Source organism: Aureimonas pseudogalii (assembly GCF_014196835.1).
Lineage (GTDB): Bacteria > Pseudomonadota > Alphaproteobacteria > Rhizobiales > Rhizobiaceae > Aureimonas > Aureimonas pseudogalii.
This window is the reverse complement of the sequence record NZ_JACIEK010000001.1, coordinates 236,504-255,394: the sequence shown is the minus strand read 5'-3', so window position 1 is coordinate 255,394 and position 18,891 is coordinate 236,504. Positions and strand designations below refer to the sequence as shown.

The following is an 18,891-nucleotide window of genomic DNA, read 5'->3' as shown; positions in this document are numbered from 1 at the left end:
GACGACGGACATGGCCGACCTCACGACGAACTTTCTCGGGATCTCCTCGCCCAACCCGTTCTGGCTGGCTTCCGCGCCGCCGACCGACAAGGAGTACAACGTCCAGCGTGCCTTCGAGCAGGGCTGGGGCGGCGTCGTCTGGAAGACGCTCGGCGAGGGCGACCCCGTGGTCAACGTCAACGGCCCGCGCTACGGCGCCATCCACGGGCCGGACCGGCGCCTCCTCGGCCTCAACAACATCGAGCTGATCACCGACCGCTCGCTCGACGTCAATCTGGAGGAGATCGCGCGGGTCAAGCGCAACTGGCCGGACCGGGCGATGATCGTCTCGCTGATGGTGCCCTGCGAAGAGAAGAGCTGGCAGGACATCCTGAAGGTCGTGGAACAGACCGGCGCCGACGGCGTCGAGCTGAACTTCGGCTGCCCGCACGGCATGAGCGAGCGCGGCATGGGCTCGGCGGTGGGGCAGGTGCCCGAGTATATCGAGATGGTGGCGCGCTGGTGCAAGCAGCACTCGCGCCTGCCGGTCATCGTCAAGCTGACGCCCAACATCACCGACATCCGCTTTCCCGCGCGTGCCGCGCGCCGCGGCGGGGCGGATGCCGTGTCGCTCATCAACACGATCTCCTCGATCGTCTCGATCGACCTCGACAATTTCGCGCCGACCCCGACCATCGACGGCAAGGGCAGCCATGGCGGCTATTGCGGCCCGGCGGTGAAGCCGATCGCGCTCAACATGGTGGCCGACATCGCGCGGGACCGGGAAACCCGGGGGCTGCCGATGTCGGGCATCGGCGGCATCACGACCTGGCGCGACGCCGCCGAGTTCATCGCGCTCGGCTGCGGCACGGTGCAGGTCTGCACGGCGGCGATGACCTATGGCTTCAAGGTGGTGAAGGAAATGGCGTCCGGCCTCTCGGACTGGATGGACGAGAAGGGCTACGCGACGATCGAGGATTTTCGCGGCCGAGCCGTGCCGAACGTCACCGACTGGCAGTATCTCAACCTGTCCTACGTCACGAAGGCGCGGATCGACCAGGATCTCTGCATTTCCTGCGGGCGGTGCCACATCGCCTGCGAGGACACCTCGCACCAGGCGATCACCGCGATGGTCGACGGGCGCCGCAAGTTCGAGGTGATCGACGAGGAGTGCGTCGGCTGCAACCTTTGCGTCAACGTCTGTCCCGTCGAGAGTTGCATCACCATGGAACGAGTCCAGGGTGTCGATGCGCGAACCGGCAAGTCGATCCCGGCCGACTATTCCAACTGGACTGTGCATCCGAACAATCCGCAACGCCGCGAAACCATGCAGTTCGCGCCGGAGCCGATGCTGCTGCCTGACGCCGCGGAATAATACAACGCCCATACGAAACGGCGTTCGGATCGTCTTGTTCAGGTAACCCTTCCATAACGGCGTGATGTCATCGTTGCCGCCAGACGATCCGAAACTGCGATCACGCAGCTTTCGTTCTCCAGTCTGGGCATGGTCGCTGCGATGTCGATAAAACTGAAGCTGCTCTGCAGCGCCGTGCTGCTGGCCATCGTGGCGACGACCTTCGCCGTGATGGTGCATGTGCGCAACGAGGACGTTCGTTCGGCCGTCGAGGCCGTGTTCCAGAACGGGGTCGATCCGCTCGACCGGCTGACTGTCGCCTCGGCGAAGGCGACCGATCTGGAGAACCGGTTCCTCGCCAAGAGCACTCCGGCCGGGGTGGTCGGACCGATCGGCGCGAGCGACGGCGCGGAGCTCCTGGCCGGACTGTCCGAGATCCTCGGCGAGCTTCGCCAGAGCGCGCTGGAGGTGCCCGAAGGTCCGTCCTCGCGTCGCCTCTCGGAACTCGCCTACGCGCTCAACCGTCTGCGCGTCGCCGAGGGCGACGTGACGCACCGGCTCGTGCGACGCGAGCTTTCCACGATCGTCGACGAGTTCGACACGGCGGCCAACGCGCTTCGCGCCGACATCATGGCGCTGCGCCAGCGCTCGGTCGATCACGGTCAATCGGTCGACCAGCTCGTGTGGACGGGTCTGGGCATCGGCAGCCTCGTCGGCCTCCTCGTCTTCATGGCGCTGGGGCGCAGCATCGGCCGCTCCATTCGCAATGCCGCCGCCGCCCTGACGCGCGTCGGCGACCCCAGCGCCGATCCGCCGGTGCGCCCGAACGTCGATCCGATGGACGATCTCGCCAATGCGATCCGCTTCGTGGAAGCCTCGATCAGCGACCGCGACAACGTGGCGGCGCGGCTGCGCAAGGAAACCCATCGCCGGCTCGAATCCGAACTGCACAGTCAGCGGCAGCGCTTCGAGAACGCGCTCGACAACATGACCCAGGCCTTCTGCCTCGTCGGCGACGATCTCACCGTGCTCGCCGCGAACGATGCCTTCGTTCGCATGTTCCCGGGCATCGCGGCGGGCAGCCGGGCGGAAACGGTGCGTCGCCACGCCGATCTCGCCGCGATTCTCGCGAGCGACGATCCCGAGATGCAGGTCCACCAGCTGCGATCGGGCCGCCATCTCCAGGTGCGGCGGCACGACAGCGGCGGCGAGCGCGGCACCATCCTGATCTTCGACGACATCACCGAACAGGTCGCGGCGCGGGGCGAGCTGGAGCGTCTCTCACGCCAGGATCCGCTCACCGGCCTCTCGAACCGCAGCATGTTCTACGAGCACCTGAACGGCATGATGGCCCAGGATCTCGTCGACGACGAGATCGCCGTGATCGCCATCGACATCGCCGACTTCAACAGCGTCAACACGACGCTCGGCCACATGGCGGGCGACGACCTGCTGCGCCAGGTCGGCGAGCGGCTGGCCGCGCTGGTGCGGCCCGGAGACCTCGTGGCCCGCCTAGACGGTGACGAGTTCGGCATCGTGCAGCGGCTGAAGGGGCAGCCGGATGCCGGGCATCACCTGTGCCGGATGATCGCCGAGGACCTGCAGAAGCGCCCGGTGACGGTGGCGGGCCGTCCGCTCGGCGTGCGCGTGGCGATCGGCATGGTGCCGCTGGCGAAGGCCGACCGCGCGGCCGGCCGCGACGCCCATGCGGTGATGCAGGACTGCGAACTGGCGCTGTATCAGGCCAAGGCCGACACCGGCTCGAAGTTGCGGCTCTACGCCCCCGGCATCCGCGAGGAGATGGAGGAGAGCCAGCGCCTGGTCTCCGATCTTCGCGATGCGCTCGATCGCGACGAGTTCGAGCTCTATTTCCAGCCGATCGTGAACCTGCCGCAGCGCGCGATCTCCGGGTTCGAGGCGCTCGTGCGCTGGAACTCCCCGACGCGCGGGCAGGTCAGTCCGGGCCTGTTCATCCCGGTGATGGAGGCGAACGGGCTGATCGTGCGTCTCGGTCGCTTCGTGATGCGCGACGCTTGCCGGCAGGCCGCCCGCTGGCCCTCCAACCTGTCGCTGTCGATCAACCTGTCACCGGCCCAGTTCAAGAGCGCCGATCTCGTCGGCGACATTCGCAAGTCGATCGAAACGTCGGGCATCGACCCCCGCCGCCTGCAGCTGGAGGTGACGGAATCGCTGTTCCTCGACGAGGCCGACGCGATCCTCGAAACGCTCGTTCAGCTTCGTCGCCTCGGCCTTCTCGTGTCGATGGACGATTTCGGCACCGGCTACTCCTCGCTCGGCTATCTCAGCCGCTTCCCGTTCGACCGGATCAAGATCGACCAGTCCTTCGTGCGCGACATGAGCCGCTCCGAGAACATCGCCATCGTGCGCGCGGTGCAGGGGCTCGGCGCCGCGATGGGCATGACCGTGGTGGCCGAGGGCGTCGAGACCGCCGAGCAGCTGGCAATGCTCGAAGCCGAAGGCTGCACCGACATGCAGGGCTTCCTGTTCTCGCGCCCGCGCCCGGCCAGCGATCTCGCCAAGATGCTCGTGGAGGTGCGCAACGGCTTCGCCTCCGGCGCCTACGCGGTCTCTTCGCCGCAGGTCGCGGTCGCGGCCGGCGAGCCGGCCTGATCGACGTCGGTGCTTTACATCCGACCCCGCTCAGTCGCGCGGGCGGATGCCGTTGAGGACGATCGTCAGCACGGCCTGGGCCGTCTGCTCGCCGAAGCCCGGTCGATCGACCTGATCGCCGAGAATGGCGCGGATCTGGAGGGCGAAGTCGGCGTAGTGCTGCGTGGTCGCCCAGATCACGAAGACGAGGTGCACGGGATCGACCGGCGCCAGCTTCCCCTCGGTGACCCAGTCGCGGATCACCGCCGCTTTTTCGAGCACCAGCGTGCGCAGCCGCGTCTCGAGGAAGGGCCGCACCACCGGCGCCCCGTTCAGGATCTCGTTGGCGAAGAGACGCGACGCGTCGGGATGGTCGCGGGACATCTGCAGCTTGAGCGTGATGTAGCGGCGCAGTTCCTCCACCGGGTCGCCGGCTGCATCCAGTGCTTCCAGCGGCGCCAGCCATTCGGCGAGCGTGCGCTCGAGCACGGCGGCGTAGATGTCCTCCTTGCGCCGGAAGTAATAGAGGAGGTTCGGCTTCGACATGCCGGCTCCGCGCGCGATCTGGTCGATCGTCGAGCCGCGAAAGCCGAACGCGGAAAACACCGGCAGGGCGGCTTCCAGGATGATCTCCCGGTTCGCGGTCTGGATCCGCGTCGGCGGACGCGACGGCGGGTGATCTGCGCGGACCTTCGCATCCATCGGCGGCGGCTCCTGCCCGATTTTCTTGCGTTGCAGCATGCTGCTTTGGAACCGTGCAATGCGGCTTGACCGGTTCACGGCGACCTTTTAGCGTCGCTTTTGACCGCACAGTCAAGAATTGCAGGGCGTGCGCCGCCCCAGTGAAACCGGGCCGCACCAGGGATACCCGAGATGAACGAGCACGCCCCGATCCAGACCAACAACCTCGAAGCCTTCTGGATGCCCTTCACGGCCAACCGGCAGTTCAAGAAGGCGCCGCGCATGTTCGTGCGGGCGAAGGACATGCACTACACCACCGACGACGGCCGGCAGGTGCTCGACGCCACTGCCGGGCTGTGGTGCGTGAACGCCGGGCACTGCCGGCCGAAGATCACCGAGGCGATCGCCACCCAGGCCGGCGAACTCGACTATGCGCCGGCCTTCCAGATGGGCCACCCGAAGGCGTTCGAACTGGCAGCCAAGCTCGCGGCGATCGCGCCGACCGGGCTCGACCACGTGTTCTTCACCAATTCCGGGTCGGAATCGGTCGACACCGCGCTGAAGATCGCGCTCGCCTATCACCGCGCCAAGGGCGAGGGCTCGCGCTTCCGGCTGATCGGCCGCGAGCGCGGCTATCACGGCGTCAACTTCGGCGGCATCTCGGTCGGCGGCATCGTCGGCAACCGCAAGATGTTCGGAACGCTGCTCACCGGCGTCGACCACATGCGCCACACGCACGATCTCGCGAAGAACAGCTACACACGCGGGCCGATCGAGCACGGCGCGGATCTCGCCGACGATCTCCTGCGCATCGCCACGCTGCACGATCCTTCCACGATCGCCGCCGTGATCGTCGAGCCGGTGTCGGGCTCGACGGGCGTGCTGCCGCCGCCGGTGGGCTATCTGCAGCGGCTGCGCGAGATCTGCGACCAGCACGGCATCCTCCTCATCTTCGACGAGGTGATCACCGGATACGGGCGCATGGGCACCGCCTTCGGCGCCGACTATTTCGGCGTGACGCCCGACATCATGGTGACCGCCAAGGGCCTGACCAACGGCGTCATCCCGATGGGCGCGGTCTACGTGCGCGACACCATCTACGAGGCCTTCATGGGCGGCGGCGAGAACCTCATCGAGTTCGCCCACGGCTACACCTATTCGGGAAATCCGATCGCCGCGGCCGCCGGCCTCGCGACGCTGGAGACCTACAAGGAGGAGGGCCTGTTCGAGCGCGCCAAGGCGTTGGAGCCGGTCTTCGCCGATGCGCTCCATTCGCTGAAGGGCGAGCCGCACGTCATCGACATCCGCACCATCGGCCTGATCGGCGCGGTGGAACTGGAGCCGATCGCGGGCAAGCCGGCGGCGCGCGCCTTCGCCGCCTTCCTCGACGCCTTCGACCACAACCTGCTCATCCGCACCACCGGCGACATCATCGCCCTGTCGCCGCCGCTCATCGTCTCCGAAAGCCAGATCGGCGAGATCGTCGACGGGCTTCGGGCGGTGATCCGCCGGCTCGCCTGAGGTTCGTTCCCGCCTCCACTCACCGCTTCCTGCCGAAGGTCCGCATCGCATGAGCCTCTCGTCCAATCTCCAGATCGACGGCGACCGGCTCTGGGAGGCGCTGGAGGAGATGGCGAAGATCGGCCCCGGCATCGCGGGCGGCAACAACCGGCAGACCCTGACCGACGCCGACGGGGAGGGACGTCACCTCTTCCGTCGCTGGGCGGAGGAAGCGGGCACAACGATGTCGGTCGACACGATGGGCACGATGTTCTTCCGGCGCGAGGGCACCGAGCCGGACTTGCCGCCGGTCTACATGGGTTCGCATCTCGACACGCAGCCGACGGGCGGCAAGTACGACGGCGTCCTCGGCGTCCTCGGCGCGCTGGAGGTGGTGCGCACGCTAAACGATCTCGCGATTCACACGAAGCATCCGATCGTCGTCGTCAACTGGACCAACGAGGAGGGCGCCCGCTTCGCCCCGGCGATGCTCGCCTCCGGCGTCTTCGCCGGCATCCTCGACGAGGCCTGGGCGAAGGATCGGCTCGACATGAAGGGGCTTCGGTTCGGCGACGAGCTGAAGCGCATCGGCTGGGAGGGCGAGGAGCCGGTCGGCGGACGGCCGATGAAGGCCTTTTTCGAGCTCCATATCGAGCAGGGGCCGATCCTCGAGAACGAGGGGGCCACGATCGGTGTCGTCACGCACGGGCAAGGGCTCTACTGGCTTGAGGTGACGCTGACCGGCCGCGAGAGCCACACCGGCTCGACGCCGATGCCGGGCCGCCGCGACGGCGTGCTCGGCCTCGGGCGCATCGCCGAGCTCGTGCATACGGTCGCGATGGGCTACCAGCCGAACGCGGTCGGCACGATCGGCCATGTCGAGGTCTCCCCGAACTCGCGCAACATCATCGCGGGCCGCGTGGTCTTCACGATCGACATCCGCTCGCCCGACAAGGCGGTGCTCGACCGGATGAAGGCGCGCATCGAGACCGGCGTCACCGAGATCGCCCATGCCACGGGGCTGGAGGCGGCGATCGAGGTCGTCGGCCATTTCGATCCCGTCGCGTTCGACGAGACCTGCGTCTCGGCCGTGCGGGGCGCCGCCGAGCGCTTGGGCTATTCGCACCGTGACATCGTCTCGGGCGCCGGCCACGACGCCTGCTGGATCAACCGCGTCGCGCCCACCGCCATGATCTTCTGCCCCTGCGAGGGCGGCCTCTCGCACAACGAGGCCGAGGCGATCACCAAGGACTGGGCCAAGGCCGGCGCCGACGTGCTACTGCAGGCGGTGGTGGAGACGGCGGGAGTGGTGGCGTAGGATCGGCCGGACGGGAGGCGGGAGGCAAGCGATGGGACGGCCGAAGGAACTGAGTGACGCCGAGCGCGAGGACCTGTTGCGGCAGGGCTTCGTGCCCGTCGAGGTCTGGGTTCCCGACTGGAACAATCCGGACTTCCGGGCCCGGATGCAGGACGAGGCCCGGCGCATCGCGGAGGCGGATGCTCGCGATCCCGGAATCGACGAATGGGTCGTTCAGGTTCGAGGCGATGTCTGGGACGGCGACGGGGCGTGAAACGAGGAGATGTCTTCTCGTTGTCGCTCCGCGGCAACGCCGGCAAGCCGCGACCGGGCGTCATCGTCCATGCCAGCGAATTGCTTCGTCCCGGTCAGCCCATCCTCGTCTGTCCTCTGACGAGCGTCCTCCTCGACGACGCGGTGACGCGTCCGACCATCGAGCCGACTCAAACGAATGGATTGCGGATGGTCTCGCAGGTGATGGTGAACCGAATGACGAGCGCCGAGGCGGGGCAACTGGGCACGATCGTCGGCACTCTCTCCGACGAGGACATGACCAAGATCGATCTGGCGATGATGATCCTCCTGGGATTGGCGCATCGACTGGCGGGACAGACATGACGGAGGCACGAGCATGACCATCGCGATCAAGGGCGGCACGATCGTCACCGCCGATCTCACCTACAAGGCCGACATCCTGATCGACGGCGGCCGGATCGCAGAGATCGGGCCGAATTTGTCCGGCGACGAGACGATCGACGCCACCGGCGCCTTCGTCATGCCTGGCGGCATCGACCCGCACACTCATCTCGAAATGCCGTTCATGGGCACCCATTCGGCCGACGATTTCGACACCGGCACCGCCGCGGCGCTCGCCGGCGGCACGACCATGGTCGTGGATTTCTGCCTGCCGGCGCCGAACCAGGGGCTGGTCGAGGCGCTGCAGGAATGGCACCAGAAGGCCGGTAAGGCGCGTTGCGACTATTCCTTCCACATGGCGATCACCTGGTGGGGCGAGCGGGTCTTCGCCGAAATGCCGAAGGTGGTGGCGGAGGGCATCAACACGTTCAAGCACTTCATGGCCTACAAGGGGGCCCTGATGGTGAACGACGACGAGATGTTCGCCTCGTTCTCGCGCTGCGCCGAGATCGGCGCGATGCCGCTGGTCCACGCCGAGAACGGCGACGTCGTGGCGTTTCTGCAAGCCAAGCTCATGGGCGAGGGCAACAACGGGCCGGAGGCGCACGGCTATTCGCGCCCGCCGGAGGTCGAGGGCGAAGCGACGAACCGCGCCATCATGATCGCCGACCAGGCCGGCGTGCCGCTCTATGTCGTGCACGTCTCGTGCGAGCAGAGCCACGAGGCCATCCGACGGGCGCGTGCCAAGGGGATGCGGGTCTTCGGCGAGCCGCTGATCCAGCACCTGACGCTGGACGAGGGCGAGTATCTCAACCCCGACTGGGACTATGCGGCGCGCCGCGTCATGAGCCCGCCCTTCCGCAACAGGCTGCATCAGGACTCGCTCTGGGCCGGCCTTCAGTCGGGCTCGCTGCAGGTGGTGGCGACCGATCATTGCGCCTTCACCACGGAGCAGAAGCGCACCGGGATCGGCGACTTCACCAAGATCCCCAACGGCACCGGGGGGCTCGAAGACCGGCTCGCCGTCCTCTGGACGAAGGGCGTTCGCACCGGGCGCCTGACGATGAACGAGTTCGTGGCGGCGACCTCGACCAACATCGCCAAGATCCTCAACGTCTATCCGCGCAAGGGCGCGATCCTGCCCGGCGCCGACGCCGATCTCGTGGTCTGGGATCCCGCTGCCACCAAGACGATCTCGGCGAGGGGCCAGAAGTCGGCGATCGACTACAACGTCTTCGAAGGCTTCGAGGTGACGGGCCTTCCCGCCGTCACGCTTTCGCGCGGAGTGGTCGCCTATCGCGACGGCGAAGTGATCGCCGGCACGGGCGAGGGCCGCTTCGTCGAGCGCCCCGCGAACCCGCCGGTCGCGCGCGCCCTGTCGGAATGGAAGGAACTGACGGCGCCGCGCCGCGTCGAGCGCACCGGCATTCCGGCGGGGGTCTGACGGGAATGCGTTGGCCCATCCTGCTGGCGATCCTTGCGATGCCAAGTTCCGGCGCGGGAGCCGCGGACGGGTTTCCCGGCGGCACGTTCGGACAGCGCGACGGTTGCCGCTATGCCAAGACGGGCGAATCGAGCGGCGCCGACGATTTCCTCCTGATCGATCGCGAGGCGATCACGACGTCGACCGCCGTCTGCCACATCAGGAAGGTCGTGATGACCAGTGCCCGTGCCGCCACGCTGACGCTCGCCTGCGAGAGCGGTGATGAAACCGGCGGCGAAGAAGCTGCGTCGGCCACCCTGAAGAACGGTGCCTGGACGGTGCGCCTCTCGGACGGAACGAGTTTCGGACCGGCGAAGCGATGCCCATGAGCGTCGATCAAGTGGTCGCCGCGCGCGATCTCTCGCTGACCTTCGAGACCGGCGACGGGCCTGTCCATGCGTTGAAGGGCATCGACCTGACGATCGCGCGCGGCGAGTTCGTCTCGTTCATCGGGCCGTCCGGCTGCGGGAAGACGACGCTGCTGCGCGTCATTGCCGATCTCGAACGGCCGACGGCGGGGTCGATCACCGTCAACGGGCTGACGCCGGAGGCGGCGCGTCTCGCCCGCTCCTATGGCTACGTGTTCCAGGCCGCCGCGCTCTATCCCTGGCGCACGATCGAGAAGAACGTCGCGCTGCCGCTCGAGGTGATGGACGTGCCCAAGGCCGAACGGGGGGAGCGGGTCGCCCGCAATCTCGACCTCGTCGGGCTCACCGGGTTCGGGCGCAAGTTTCCTTGGCAGCTCTCGGGCGGCATGCAGCAGCGCGCCTCGATCGCGCGGGCGCTGTCCTTCGATCCCGACCTCTTGCTGATGGACGAGCCCTTCGGAGCGCTCGACGAGATCGTGCGCGACCGGTTGAACGAGGAGCTTCTGAAGCTCTGGGCGAAGACCCGCAAGACCGTGGTCTTCGTCACCCATTCCATTCCCGAAGCGGTGTTCCTGTCGACGCGCATCGTGGTGATGAGCCCGCGTCCCGGCCGCATCCACGACATCGTCGACTGCGATCTCGGCCCCGACCGCCCGCTGGAGATCCGCGAGACGCCGCGCTTCCTCGAGATCGCTCACCGGGTGCGTGAGGGGCTGAAGGCGGGGCATTCGTATGATTGAAATGGCTGCGAAACCCTCGCCCGTCCGCGAGCTCATGCTCGCGCTCCCTCGTTCCCCGGAGGGGCGCGGGGGAGCGTCGGTGCCTGCCAGGGAGACGGGCTTTCGATCGCCGAGCCCACGCCGCACTTCGTCCATCAAGGGAGACGATGCCCTGAACGGGCGGCCGAGGGGGCATCCGTGAGCGCCGCGCCGCTGGCCGAGCCCGGCGCCGGCATCGGCCTTTCTACGCCCGTTGGTCTTCGGGCGCGCGTCCTGCAGGCCCGCGGCGTGCCGGTCCTCGCCGTCGTCCTCGCCATCCTCGCGCTCTGGTATGCCGGCGCCGTCGTCATGAACTGGCAGACCGAGGGCGACAGGCTGGCCCGCGCCGGCCAGCCCTTCGACGCCGCGCAGCACGTCGCCGCGACCTGGAGCGCGGAGCGGCCGATCCTGCCGGCGCCGCACCAGATCGTGGCCGAGATCTGGAAGACGACGGTCGGGGTGAGGCCGACCTCGCCGCGCTCGCTGATCTTCCACGCGCAGGTGACGCTCGCCTCGACGCTGCTCGGCTTCGCGATGGGATCGCTGCTCGGGGTCGCGCTGGCGGTCGGCATCCTGCATTCGCGCACGCTCGACCGCTCGCTGATGCCCTGGATCATCGCCTCGCAGACCATCCCGATCCTCGCGGTCGCGCCGATGATCATCGTCGTCCTCAACGCGGTCGGCGTCGCCGGGCTGGTGCCGAAGGCGATCATCGCGACCTATCTCTCGTTCTTCCCCGTCGCGGTCGGCATGGTGAAGGGCCTGCGCTCGCCCGACCGGATGCATCTCGACCTCATGCGCACCTACGGCGCGACGCGGAGCCAAGTGCTCGCCAAGCTGCGGTTTCCGGCGTCGCTGCCCTTCCTCTTCGCCTCGATGAAGATCGCGGTCGCCGCGGCGCTCGTCGGCGCCATCGTCGGCGAGCTGCCGACCGGCGCGGTGGCCGGCCTCGGCGCGCGCCTTCTCGCCGGCTCCTATTACGGACAGACGATCCAGATCTGGTCGGCGCTGGTCACGGCTTCGGCGCTGGCGGCGATCCTCGTGGCGCTGATCGGCCTCGCCGAAACCGCGGCGCGCCGTCGCATGGGAGAGCGGCCATGAGCCGCGTCGCATCGCTCCTGAACCAGCCGGCCGGATCGAGGATCGTGGTCACCACCGGCGTGGCTCTGGTCGCCCTGGCCACCGCCTTCGCCCTGATCGGTGCAGGAGCGTCCGGTCTTCTCGTCGCGCTCGCAGCGTTCCTCTTCTGGCTGGCCGCATGGCGGCTCACCGCCACGCTCGCCGCGCTCGATCCCGCCGGGGTGGTGGCCCGCCGCGCGCTTGGGATCGTCGTTCCCGCGCTGTTCGGACTGACGCTGCTGGCGCTCTGGGAACTCGCCGTGCGCGGGCTGAACGTGCCCGTCGTGCTGCTGCCGGCGCCCTCGATGATCGCCGAGCGGTTCGCCGCCTCGCTGCCGATCCTCTGGGCCGACTTTCGCCAGACCTTTTTGAAAGCCGTGATCGCCGGCTACGCGATGGGCTGCGGCGCGGGCTTCCTCGCGGCCATCCTCATCGACCGATCGCCCTTCCTCCGGCGCGGTCTGTTGCCGATCGGCAATCTCGTCTCGGCGCTGCCGATCATCGGCGTCGCGCCGATCATGGTGATGTGGTTCGGCTTCGACTGGCCGTCCAAGGCGGCCGTGGTCGTGGTCATGACCTTCTTCCCGATGCTGGTGAACACCGTGGCAGGACTTGCGGCGGCCGGCGCGATGGAGCGCGACCTCATGCGCACCTACGGCGCCTCGCCGCGCGCGACGCTGCTGAAGCTGCGGCTGCCCGCCGCCATGCCCTTCGTCTTCAATGCGCTCAAGATCAACTCGACGCTGGCGCTGATCGGGGCCATCGTGGCGGAGTTCTTCGGCACGCCGATCGTCGGCATGGGCTTTCGCATCTCGGCCGAGATCGGCCGGCTGAACACCGACATGGTCTGGGCCGAGATCGTGGTCGCCGCGATCGCCGGTTCGCTGTTCTATGCCGGCGTGAGCGCGATCGAGCGGCTCGTCACCTTCTGGCACCCCTCGATGCGGGGCGCCTGAACCCTCATCACCCACCGCAGCAGGAGACCGAAGCGCATGAAGACCTCCATCCTCGCCGGCGCCCTCATCGCGCTCGGCGCCTCGACCGGCATCTCCGGCGCCGCGGATGCGCTGACGCTGCAGCTGAAATGGGTGACCCAGGGCCAGTTCGCCGGCTACTACGTGGCCAAGGAAAAGGGCTATTACGACGAGGCGAACCTCGACGTGACCATCAAGCCGGGCGGCCCGGACGTCGCGCCCGAACAGGTGATCGCGGGCGGCGGGGCCGATGTCATCGTCGACTGGATGCCCGCCGCGCTCGCGGCGCGCGAGAAGGGGCTGCCGCTCGTCAACATCGCCCAGCCGTTCAAGGCCTCGGGCATGGAACTGACCTGCCGCAAGGAGACGGGCATCGCCGCGCCCGCGGACTTCAAGGGCAAGACGCTCGGCGTCTGGTTCTCGGGCAACGAGTATCCGTTCCTCTCGTGGATGTCGAAGCTGAAGCTTTCCACGCAGGGCGGGGCGGACGGCGTCACCGTCATCAAGCAGGGCTTCAACGTCGATCCGCTGATCCAGAAGCAGGCCGACTGCATCTCGACCATGACATACAACGAATATTGGCAGGTGATCGACGCGGGGCTCCCCGCCGACCAGCTGACGGTCTTCAAATACGAGGACCAGGGCGTCGCGACGCTGGAGGACGGGCTCTACACGACCGAGGCGAAACTCGCCGACCCCGCGACCGTGGACAAGCTCGCCCGCTTCGTGAAGGCTTCGATGAAGGGCTGGCAGTACGCCGCCGCCAACCCGGACGAGGCGGCGACCATCGTCCTCGACAACGACACGACGGGTGCCCAGACCGAGGAGCACCAGAAGCGCATGGTGGGCGAGGTCGTGAAGCTGGTCGGCGACTCGGACGGGACGCTCGACACGAAGGCGGCCGAGAGCACCGTGGCGGTGCTGATGGGCGGCGGCTCCGATCCCGTGATCACGAAGCAGCCGGCCGGTGCCTGGACGAGCGTGGTGACCGACAAGATGAAGACGCTGCCGTAAGGCAGGCGAGAGGCGGGGCGGCGGCGCGTCGCACGCTTGCTCTGCCGGCCTGTGATCGTCCCGGCTCGCGCCGGGACGACGACGCCGAGGAGGCGATGGGAGAGCCGGCGGTCTTCGCCCGGTGCCCGCGGTCCTCTCGCCGGTCAGCCCCCGGTCATCCCGGCCTTCAGACGCATCGACAGCTCCTCGAAGGGTTTCGTCACCGTCGCGTCGCCGGGATGTTGCATCAGGTTGCCGTAGACATGCGGCACGAGGTCGATGGCCTGGTCGAGCGTGGCGTCGGCGCCGCGCTGGTAGCCGCCGAGAAGGCGGAGGTCCCGCGTGTCCTCGTAGCGCGCGATCATCGCGCGCAGGCGCGAGACGAGCTCGCGCTCCTCGCCCGACCAGGCGAGGTCGGCGAGACGAGAGATCGACTTCAACACGTCGATCGCGGGGAAGCGGCCCTCCTCGGCGATCGCGCGGTCGAGCACGATATGCCCGTCGAGCGTGCCGCGGATGGCGTCGGCGATCGGCTCGTTGTGGTCGTCGCCGTCGACGAGCACCGCGAAGAGCCCGGTGATCGTGCCCGATCCCTCCGCGCCGGGGCCGGCGCGTTCCAGAAGGCGCGGCAGTTCGGAAAAGACCGACGGCGGATAGCCGCGGGCCACCGGCGGCTCGCCGGCGGCGAGCGCCACGTCGCGCGCGGCATGGGCGAGGCGCGTGACGGAATCGACGATGAGCAGCACGTGCTCGCCCTGGTCGCGGAAATATTCGGCGACGGTCATCGCGGTCTTGGGCGCGAGGCGCCGCATCATGGCGCTCTCGTCGCCGGTGGCGACCACCGTGACGACGCGGCCGAGCTCGCCGCGCATCGTCTCTTCGAGGAACTCGCGCACCTCGCGTCCGCGCTCGCCGACGAGCGCCACCACCACGGTGTCGAAGCCGGGCGCGCGCGCCAGCATGCCCATCAGCGTCGACTTGCCGACGCCCGATCCCGCGAAGATGCCCATGCGCTGGCCGCGCACGAGGGGGGTGAAGATGTCGATCGCCTTCACCTGCGTGGCGACCGCGTCCTTGATGCGCCCGCGGCGCATCGCGGCATCGGGAAGCGTGTCGGTGAGGTAGGCGACGGGGCCGGGCTCGACCGGGCCGAGATCGTCGCAGGGGCGCCCGAACGCGTCGATCGTGCGGCCCTTCCAACTCTGCGCCGGCGAGACGGTGATCGGCCCGGTCTTCCAGGCGAGCGTGCGAACGCCACTCTGGAAGCGTACGGCGAACGGCTTCACGGTCGCGGCCTGCTCCTCGACGCGCACGACCTCGCCGAGCTCCTCGCCGTCGGGCCCGTCGCAGACGATGCAGTCGCCGAGGCGCACGAAGGGACTGAGGCCCGCCACGCGGAAGGACTGCGGCGAGACGTCGACGACATGGCCGCTGACGCGGATGCGCGGCTGCGACAGGGCTGCGAGATCGACGGCCTTCCGGGCCGGTGCGATCATTTCTGGCCACCCAGCATGCTGATGGCGGAGGAGAGCGAGGATTCTGTGGTCTGCGTCAGGTTGGCGGCCTGTTCGAAGGCGCGCTGCACCGAGATGAGCCGCGTCATCTCGAGGATCGGGTTGACGTTGGAGCCCTCGACGTAGCCCTGCGCGATATGGGTGCTGCCGAACTCGACCACGGGCACCGCCGGTTTGTCGGGCACCACGCCCGAGGTGCCCGCCCGCGTCAGGTTGCTGCCGGGCGCCATGGCGAAGAGGCCGATGGCGCCGAGCTGACCGCCGTTCTGGGTGATCATGCCGTCATGGGCGACCGAGATCGGTCCGCCGTTGGGATCGAGCTGGATGGGCGCGCCGCCGACGTCGAGCACGGCCTCGCCGTTGAGGGTCTGCAACTCGCCGGTGTCGCGCATCTGCAGGCGCCCGTCGCGGGTGTAGACGGTGCCGCCCTTGCCCTGGATGGCGAAGAAGGCCTCGCCGGCCACCGCGATGTCCATGCCGTTGCCGGTCTGCGTGAGCTCGCCGGCACGGGTCGAGATGTAGGACTGCCCTTCCGACACGAAGGCGACCGGGCGCGCCGCGGCTTTCGAGAGATAGGTGTCGAACTTCACCTCCTCGGAGCGAAAGCCGGCGGTGCGCGTGTTGGCGAGATTGTTGGCGATCGTGTCGAGCCGCTTCTCCATCGCGAGCTGCGCGGAGAGGGCGACGGGAAGGGATGTCTGCATGGGATGCGGCTCTCGGTCGTCGCAGAGGGGCGGGGGCAGGGATGGGCGGGGCAGGGAAGCGGGGGCGGAGGGGGGCAGGCGGGCGACGCCCGGCGGGAGCGCCCCACCAAGGACGAGCCGCCCGCGAAGGGGCTTCGTTCCCGGCCATTCTGCCGGACGCAAATGGACCGAAGCTGACGAGGCGGAATGGTTCCCGAGCCTTCGTGCAGCGCACAGTCTCGCGCAAGTCGGCCCTCCTAATCATCGACCCGACTTCCGAACTGATAGGGACTTCCGATGGGTATTCTTCTCGGCCTCGTGGTGACCATCGGCTGCGTGCTCGGCGGCTACGTCGCCTCGGGCGGCCACATGTACGTGCTGTGGCAGCCCTACGAGCTGGTGATCATTCTCGGTGCCGCGCTCGGCGCCTTCCTCATGGCCAACAACATGAAGGTCGTGAAGGACACCGGAAAGGCGCTCAAGGAGGCCTTCACCAACGCCGTTCCCAAGCAGCGCGACTATCTCGACCTGCTCAGCCTCCTGCATTCGCTGATGCGCGAGATGCGTTCCAAGTCGCGCTCCGAGGTCGAGGCGCATGTCGACAACCCCGCCGAATCGCCGATCTTCAGCGCCTTCCCGAGCATCCTGAAGAACCAGCCGATGACCAACTTCATCTGCGACTACTGCCGCCTCATCATCATCGGCAACGCCCGTCCGCACGAGATCGAGGCGCTGATGGAAGAAGAGATCCAAACGGTGGCTCGCGACCAGTTGAAGCCCAAGCACGCGCTCCAGGAGGTCGCCGACGGCCTGCCCGCTCTCGGCATCATCGCGGCGGTGCTCGGCATCGTCCACGCCATGGGCGCGCTCGACCAGTCGCCGGAAGTGCTGGGCCATCTCATCGGCGCCGCGCTCGTGGGCACCTTCGCCGGCATCTTCTTCTCCTACGGCATCTTCGCGCCGCTGGCAGCCAAGGTGAAGACGGTGCGCGAGAAGAAGATGCGCATGTACATCATCATGAAGCAGACGCTCATCGCCTACATGAACGGCGCCCTGCCGCAGGTGGCGCTCGAATACGGCCGCAAGGCGATCTCCGCCTACGACCGCCCGACGATCGACCAGGTCGAGGCCGAGACCATCGGCGGCCCGGCCCCGGCAGCGGCATAAGGAGGACGGGATGGATACGTTGAGCGATCCCAAACTCGGCAATGTCGGCGAGCGCCTTCGCGCCGTCGCCCGGATGGACCCGCACCGGTTCCCCCGCCTCGGCCTCATCGCCGCGCGCTGGGCGGAGGCGGCCACCGCCAAGCTGAACGCGACCTACGCCTCGCCGGTGCGCGTCGAATTCACCGCCTTGTCGTCCTTCGCTTTCTCGGTCGCCGCGTTGGAGGCCTCCGAGACCCAGCTCGCGCTGACGGTGCGCTCGCCGAAGTTCCGCGAGACCGTTCTCGTGACCACCGACGCGCGCTTCGCCGACACCGTGTCCGAAGCGGCCTTCGGCGGCGACGGGCGCGACCGGATCGAGGCGAACCGGGCGCTGACCAGCGTCTCCAAGTTCTTCGCCGACAACGCCATGCGTGCCTTCGTCGAGACCGGCAACGCCGCCTTCGCCGACATCCTGCCGCTAATGATGACGACCGACCGGCTGGTGGCCGAGAACGTCGGCGCGGTGCTCGATGCGATGCTGCCCGACGAGGCGCGCAACTTCGTTGAGTTCCGCTTCCGCGTCGCGATCGGGCGTTGCGAGGCCGCCTTGCGGATCGCCATTCCCGAGGCGGTGCTGGCGCCACACAAGCGCGTGTTCAGCGTCGTGCCGGACGAGGCGCCCTCGATCGTCGACGAGGGCTGGGCGCGCGACCTCGAGGCCGGCTTCCAGAAGGCCGACATGAGGGTGAGCGCGATCCTCGCCGAACAACCGATGACGCTCGGCGCCCTGGCGACGCTGCAGATCGGGCAGACCATCGCGCTCGACGCGACGATGGAAAGCCTCGTCCTCATCGAGTGCGAGGGCCAGCGCCTGTTCCGCGGCCACATGGGCCGCTCGCGCGACAGCTACATGATCCGCATCGAAGAAAACGTCGACCCGACCGAGGAGTTCATCGATGACATCCTGGCTGATTGACGCCGTTCTCGTCGGCGCGCTCGCCTTCACCAGCTGGCGCACCGGAGCGATGTACCGCGAGCTTCGCAAGCTGCGCTCCGACGAATCCTCGCTTCGTGCGGTGTTGCAGGAGGCCGACGCCTCGATCAACCGTGCCGCCCATGCGGTGATCCTTCTGAAGAGCGAGGGCGTGCGCACGCTGCAGGCTCTCGAAGAGCGCACCGGCGAGGCACGCGAGCTCGGCGAGCGGCTGGAGATCCTGCTCGACAGCTACGAGCGCCGGCGCACCCTGCCGATCGCCGTCGACAACGAGAACTCCCGCCTCGCGTCAGTCTCGGTCGCTATTCGTTAACGAACAGGATCGGCCGCCCTCGCTCCCCGGAGCGGCCGGCTCTCCCCGGATCTCACGGACTTCTTGAGGACTGCTCGCATGGAAAACGAAACGATGGAACTCGAGACGGAGACCTTCGCGACCGACTTCGGCACGATGGAAACCGATTTCGCCGAGGAGGCGATGCCCACCTTCGCCGACGAGCCGATGGTGCCCGCCGCCGAAGTAACGCCCAATCTCGACGTCATCATGAACATCCCCGTGACCATGCAGGTCGTGCTGGGCTCGACGGTGATGCCGGTGGCCAACCTGATGAAGCTCGGACGCGGCGCCGTGGTGAAGCTCGACACCAACATCACCGACCCCGTCGATCTCATCGTCAACGGCCGTATCGTGGCGCGCGGCGAAGTGGTCGTGCTCGAGAACGAGGAGCAGCGCTTCGGCATCACGCTCACCGAGATCGTCTCGCCGACGGCCCGCCAGCCTCGTTCGAAGACCTCGGCCAACTGA

19 protein-coding genes are annotated in these 18,891 nt (G+C 68.0%); 16 read left to right on the top strand and 3 right to left on the bottom strand.

Going from position 1 to position 18,891, the window contains the following annotated elements; all coding sequences use genetic code 11:
* The first annotated feature begins 10 nt into the window (after window positions 1-10).
* Together preA and GGR04_RS01275 are read left to right on the top strand one after the other, a co-directional pair.
* A complete protein-coding gene (gene preA, locus GGR04_RS01280) occupies window positions 11-1,354 on the top strand; it encodes an NAD-dependent dihydropyrimidine dehydrogenase subunit PreA (RefSeq protein WP_183197073.1) in 1,344 nt (447 codons plus the stop codon).
* 141 nt (window positions 1,355-1,495) lie between these two features.
* Complete coding sequence (locus GGR04_RS01275) at window positions 1,496-3,964, top strand: putative bifunctional diguanylate cyclase/phosphodiesterase (protein ID WP_183197071.1); 2,469 nt, start codon at window positions 1,496-1,498, stop codon at window positions 3,962-3,964.
* 30 nt (window positions 3,965-3,994) lie between these two features.
* On the opposite strand, the gene GGR04_RS01270 is transcribed toward GGR04_RS01275, so the two are convergent.
* Window positions 3,995-4,645: a TetR family transcriptional regulator C-terminal domain-containing protein gene (locus GGR04_RS01270; protein WP_183197069.1), complete on the bottom strand. Its 651-nt coding sequence runs from the start codon at window positions 4,643-4,645 to the stop codon at window positions 3,995-3,997.
* Window positions 4,646-4,816: 171 nt separating this feature from the next.
* On the opposite strand from GGR04_RS01270, the gene aptA reads away from it, so the two are divergent.
* The 10 genes from aptA to GGR04_RS01220 all read left to right on the top strand — a co-directional run bounded on the left by aptA (window position 4,817) and on the right by GGR04_RS01220 (window position 13,773).
* A complete protein-coding gene (aptA, locus tag GGR04_RS01265; RefSeq protein WP_183197066.1) occupies window positions 4,817-6,145 on the top strand; it encodes an omega-aminotransferase AptA in 1,329 nt (442 codons plus the stop codon).
* A gap of 49 nt (window positions 6,146-6,194) precedes the next feature.
* On the top strand, window positions 6,195-7,442 hold the full coding sequence (locus GGR04_RS01260) for a Zn-dependent hydrolase (RefSeq protein ID WP_183197064.1): 1,248 nt from the start codon (window positions 6,195-6,197) through the stop codon (window positions 7,440-7,442).
* Window positions 7,443-7,473: 31 nt separating this feature from the next.
* Entirely contained in the window at window positions 7,474-7,695 is a 222-nt protein-coding gene (locus GGR04_RS01255) for an antitoxin MazE-like protein (RefSeq protein WP_183197062.1), read from the top strand.
* Window positions 7,647-8,039, top strand: a complete 393-nt coding sequence (locus GGR04_RS01250; RefSeq protein WP_281383017.1) for a type II toxin-antitoxin system PemK/MazF family toxin — start codon at window positions 7,647-7,649, stop codon at window positions 8,037-8,039. The genes GGR04_RS01255 and GGR04_RS01250 overlap by 49 nt, the downstream gene beginning before the upstream one ends.
* A 13-nt stretch (window positions 8,040-8,052) precedes the next feature.
* On the top strand, window positions 8,053-9,501 hold the full coding sequence (gene hydA / locus GGR04_RS01245) for a dihydropyrimidinase (RefSeq protein WP_183197058.1): 1,449 nt from the start codon (window positions 8,053-8,055) through the stop codon (window positions 9,499-9,501).
* Window positions 9,502-9,506: 5 nt separating this feature from the next.
* A complete protein-coding gene (locus GGR04_RS01240; protein WP_183197057.1) occupies window positions 9,507-9,869 on the top strand; it encodes a hypothetical protein in 363 nt (120 codons plus the stop codon).
* Complete coding sequence (locus tag GGR04_RS01235; RefSeq protein ID WP_183197054.1) at window positions 9,866-10,648, top strand: ABC transporter ATP-binding protein; 783 nt, start codon at window positions 9,866-9,868, stop codon at window positions 10,646-10,648. The genes GGR04_RS01240 and GGR04_RS01235 overlap by 4 nt, the downstream gene beginning before the upstream one ends.
* A gap of 213 nt (window positions 10,649-10,861) precedes the next feature.
* Entirely contained in the window at window positions 10,862-11,767 is a 906-nt protein-coding gene (locus GGR04_RS01230; RefSeq protein WP_312857408.1) for an ABC transporter permease, read from the top strand.
* Window positions 11,764-12,741, top strand: a complete 978-nt coding sequence (locus GGR04_RS01225; protein ID WP_183197052.1) for an ABC transporter permease — start codon at window positions 11,764-11,766, stop codon at window positions 12,739-12,741. Before GGR04_RS01230 ends, GGR04_RS01225 begins: the two co-directional genes overlap by 4 nt.
* A gap of 36 nt (window positions 12,742-12,777) precedes the next feature.
* Window positions 12,778-13,773: an ABC transporter substrate-binding protein gene (locus GGR04_RS01220; protein WP_183197050.1), complete on the top strand. Its 996-nt coding sequence runs from the start codon at window positions 12,778-12,780 to the stop codon at window positions 13,771-13,773.
* Between the two features lie 143 nt (window positions 13,774-13,916).
* On the opposite strand, the gene fliI is transcribed toward GGR04_RS01220, so the two are convergent.
* Window positions 13,917-15,248, bottom strand: a complete 1,332-nt coding sequence (gene fliI, locus GGR04_RS01215) for a flagellar protein export ATPase FliI (RefSeq protein ID WP_183197048.1) — start codon at window positions 15,246-15,248, stop codon at window positions 13,917-13,919.
* Complete coding sequence (gene flgF, locus GGR04_RS01210) at window positions 15,245-15,970, bottom strand: flagellar basal-body rod protein FlgF (protein WP_183197046.1); 726 nt, start codon at window positions 15,968-15,970, stop codon at window positions 15,245-15,247. Before flgF ends, fliI begins: the two co-directional genes overlap by 4 nt.
* A 276-nt stretch (window positions 15,971-16,246) precedes the next feature.
* Here flgF and motA point away from each other — a divergent pair, with 276 nt between their 5' ends.
* The 4 genes from motA to fliN all read left to right on the top strand — a co-directional run bounded on the left by motA (window position 16,247) and on the right by fliN (window position 18,891).
* A complete protein-coding gene (gene motA / locus GGR04_RS01205; RefSeq protein ID WP_183197044.1) occupies window positions 16,247-17,116 on the top strand; it encodes a flagellar motor stator protein MotA in 870 nt (289 codons plus the stop codon).
* A 19-nt stretch (window positions 17,117-17,135) separates the two neighbouring features.
* On the top strand, window positions 17,136-18,071 hold the full coding sequence (locus GGR04_RS01200; RefSeq protein WP_210291598.1) for a FliM/FliN family flagellar motor switch protein: 936 nt from the start codon (window positions 17,136-17,138) through the stop codon (window positions 18,069-18,071).
* Entirely contained in the window at window positions 18,052-18,402 is a 351-nt protein-coding gene (locus tag GGR04_RS01195) for a hypothetical protein (protein WP_183197039.1), read from the top strand. The genes GGR04_RS01200 and GGR04_RS01195 overlap by 20 nt, the downstream gene beginning before the upstream one ends.
* A gap of 162 nt (window positions 18,403-18,564) precedes the next feature.
* Complete coding sequence (gene fliN / locus GGR04_RS01190; protein WP_246392703.1) at window positions 18,565-18,891, top strand: flagellar motor switch protein FliN; 327 nt, start codon at window positions 18,565-18,567, stop codon at window positions 18,889-18,891.

Coding starts and splice junctions, on each gene's coding strand:
- flgF (WP_183197046.1), bottom strand. CDS start 15,970: ATGCAGACATCCCTTCCCGTCGCCCTCTCCGCGCAGCTCGCGATGGAG.
- GGR04_RS01250 (WP_281383017.1), top strand. CDS start 7,647: ATGGGTCGTTCAGGTTCGAGGCGATGTCTGGGACGGCGACGGGGCGTG.
- GGR04_RS01275 (WP_183197071.1), top strand. CDS start 1,496: ATGTCGATAAAACTGAAGCTGCTCTGCAGCGCCGTGCTGCTGGCCATC.
- fliI (WP_183197048.1), bottom strand. CDS start 15,248: ATGATCGCACCGGCCCGGAAGGCCGTCGATCTCGCAGCCCTGTCGCAG.
- GGR04_RS01220 (WP_183197050.1), top strand. CDS start 12,778: ATGAAGACCTCCATCCTCGCCGGCGCCCTCATCGCGCTCGGCGCCTCG.
- hydA (WP_183197058.1), top strand. CDS start 8,053: ATGACCATCGCGATCAAGGGCGGCACGATCGTCACCGCCGATCTCACC.
- GGR04_RS01240 (WP_183197057.1), top strand. CDS start 9,507: ATGCGTTGGCCCATCCTGCTGGCGATCCTTGCGATGCCAAGTTCCGGC.
- GGR04_RS01195 (WP_183197039.1), top strand. CDS start 18,052: ATGACATCCTGGCTGATTGACGCCGTTCTCGTCGGCGCGCTCGCCTTC.
- motA (WP_183197044.1), top strand. CDS start 16,247: ATGGGTATTCTTCTCGGCCTCGTGGTGACCATCGGCTGCGTGCTCGGC.
- preA (WP_183197073.1), top strand. CDS start 11: ATGGCCGACCTCACGACGAACTTTCTCGGGATCTCCTCGCCCAACCCG.
- aptA (WP_183197066.1), top strand. CDS start 4,817: ATGAACGAGCACGCCCCGATCCAGACCAACAACCTCGAAGCCTTCTGG.
- fliN (WP_246392703.1), top strand. CDS start 18,565: ATGCCCACCTTCGCCGACGAGCCGATGGTGCCCGCCGCCGAAGTAACG.
- GGR04_RS01235 (WP_183197054.1), top strand. CDS start 9,866: ATGAGCGTCGATCAAGTGGTCGCCGCGCGCGATCTCTCGCTGACCTTC.
- GGR04_RS01255 (WP_183197062.1), top strand. CDS start 7,474: ATGGGACGGCCGAAGGAACTGAGTGACGCCGAGCGCGAGGACCTGTTG.
- GGR04_RS01260 (WP_183197064.1), top strand. CDS start 6,195: ATGAGCCTCTCGTCCAATCTCCAGATCGACGGCGACCGGCTCTGGGAG.
- GGR04_RS01225 (WP_183197052.1), top strand. CDS start 11,764: ATGAGCCGCGTCGCATCGCTCCTGAACCAGCCGGCCGGATCGAGGATC.
- GGR04_RS01270 (WP_183197069.1), bottom strand. CDS start 4,645: ATGGATGCGAAGGTCCGCGCAGATCACCCGCCGTCGCGTCCGCCGACG.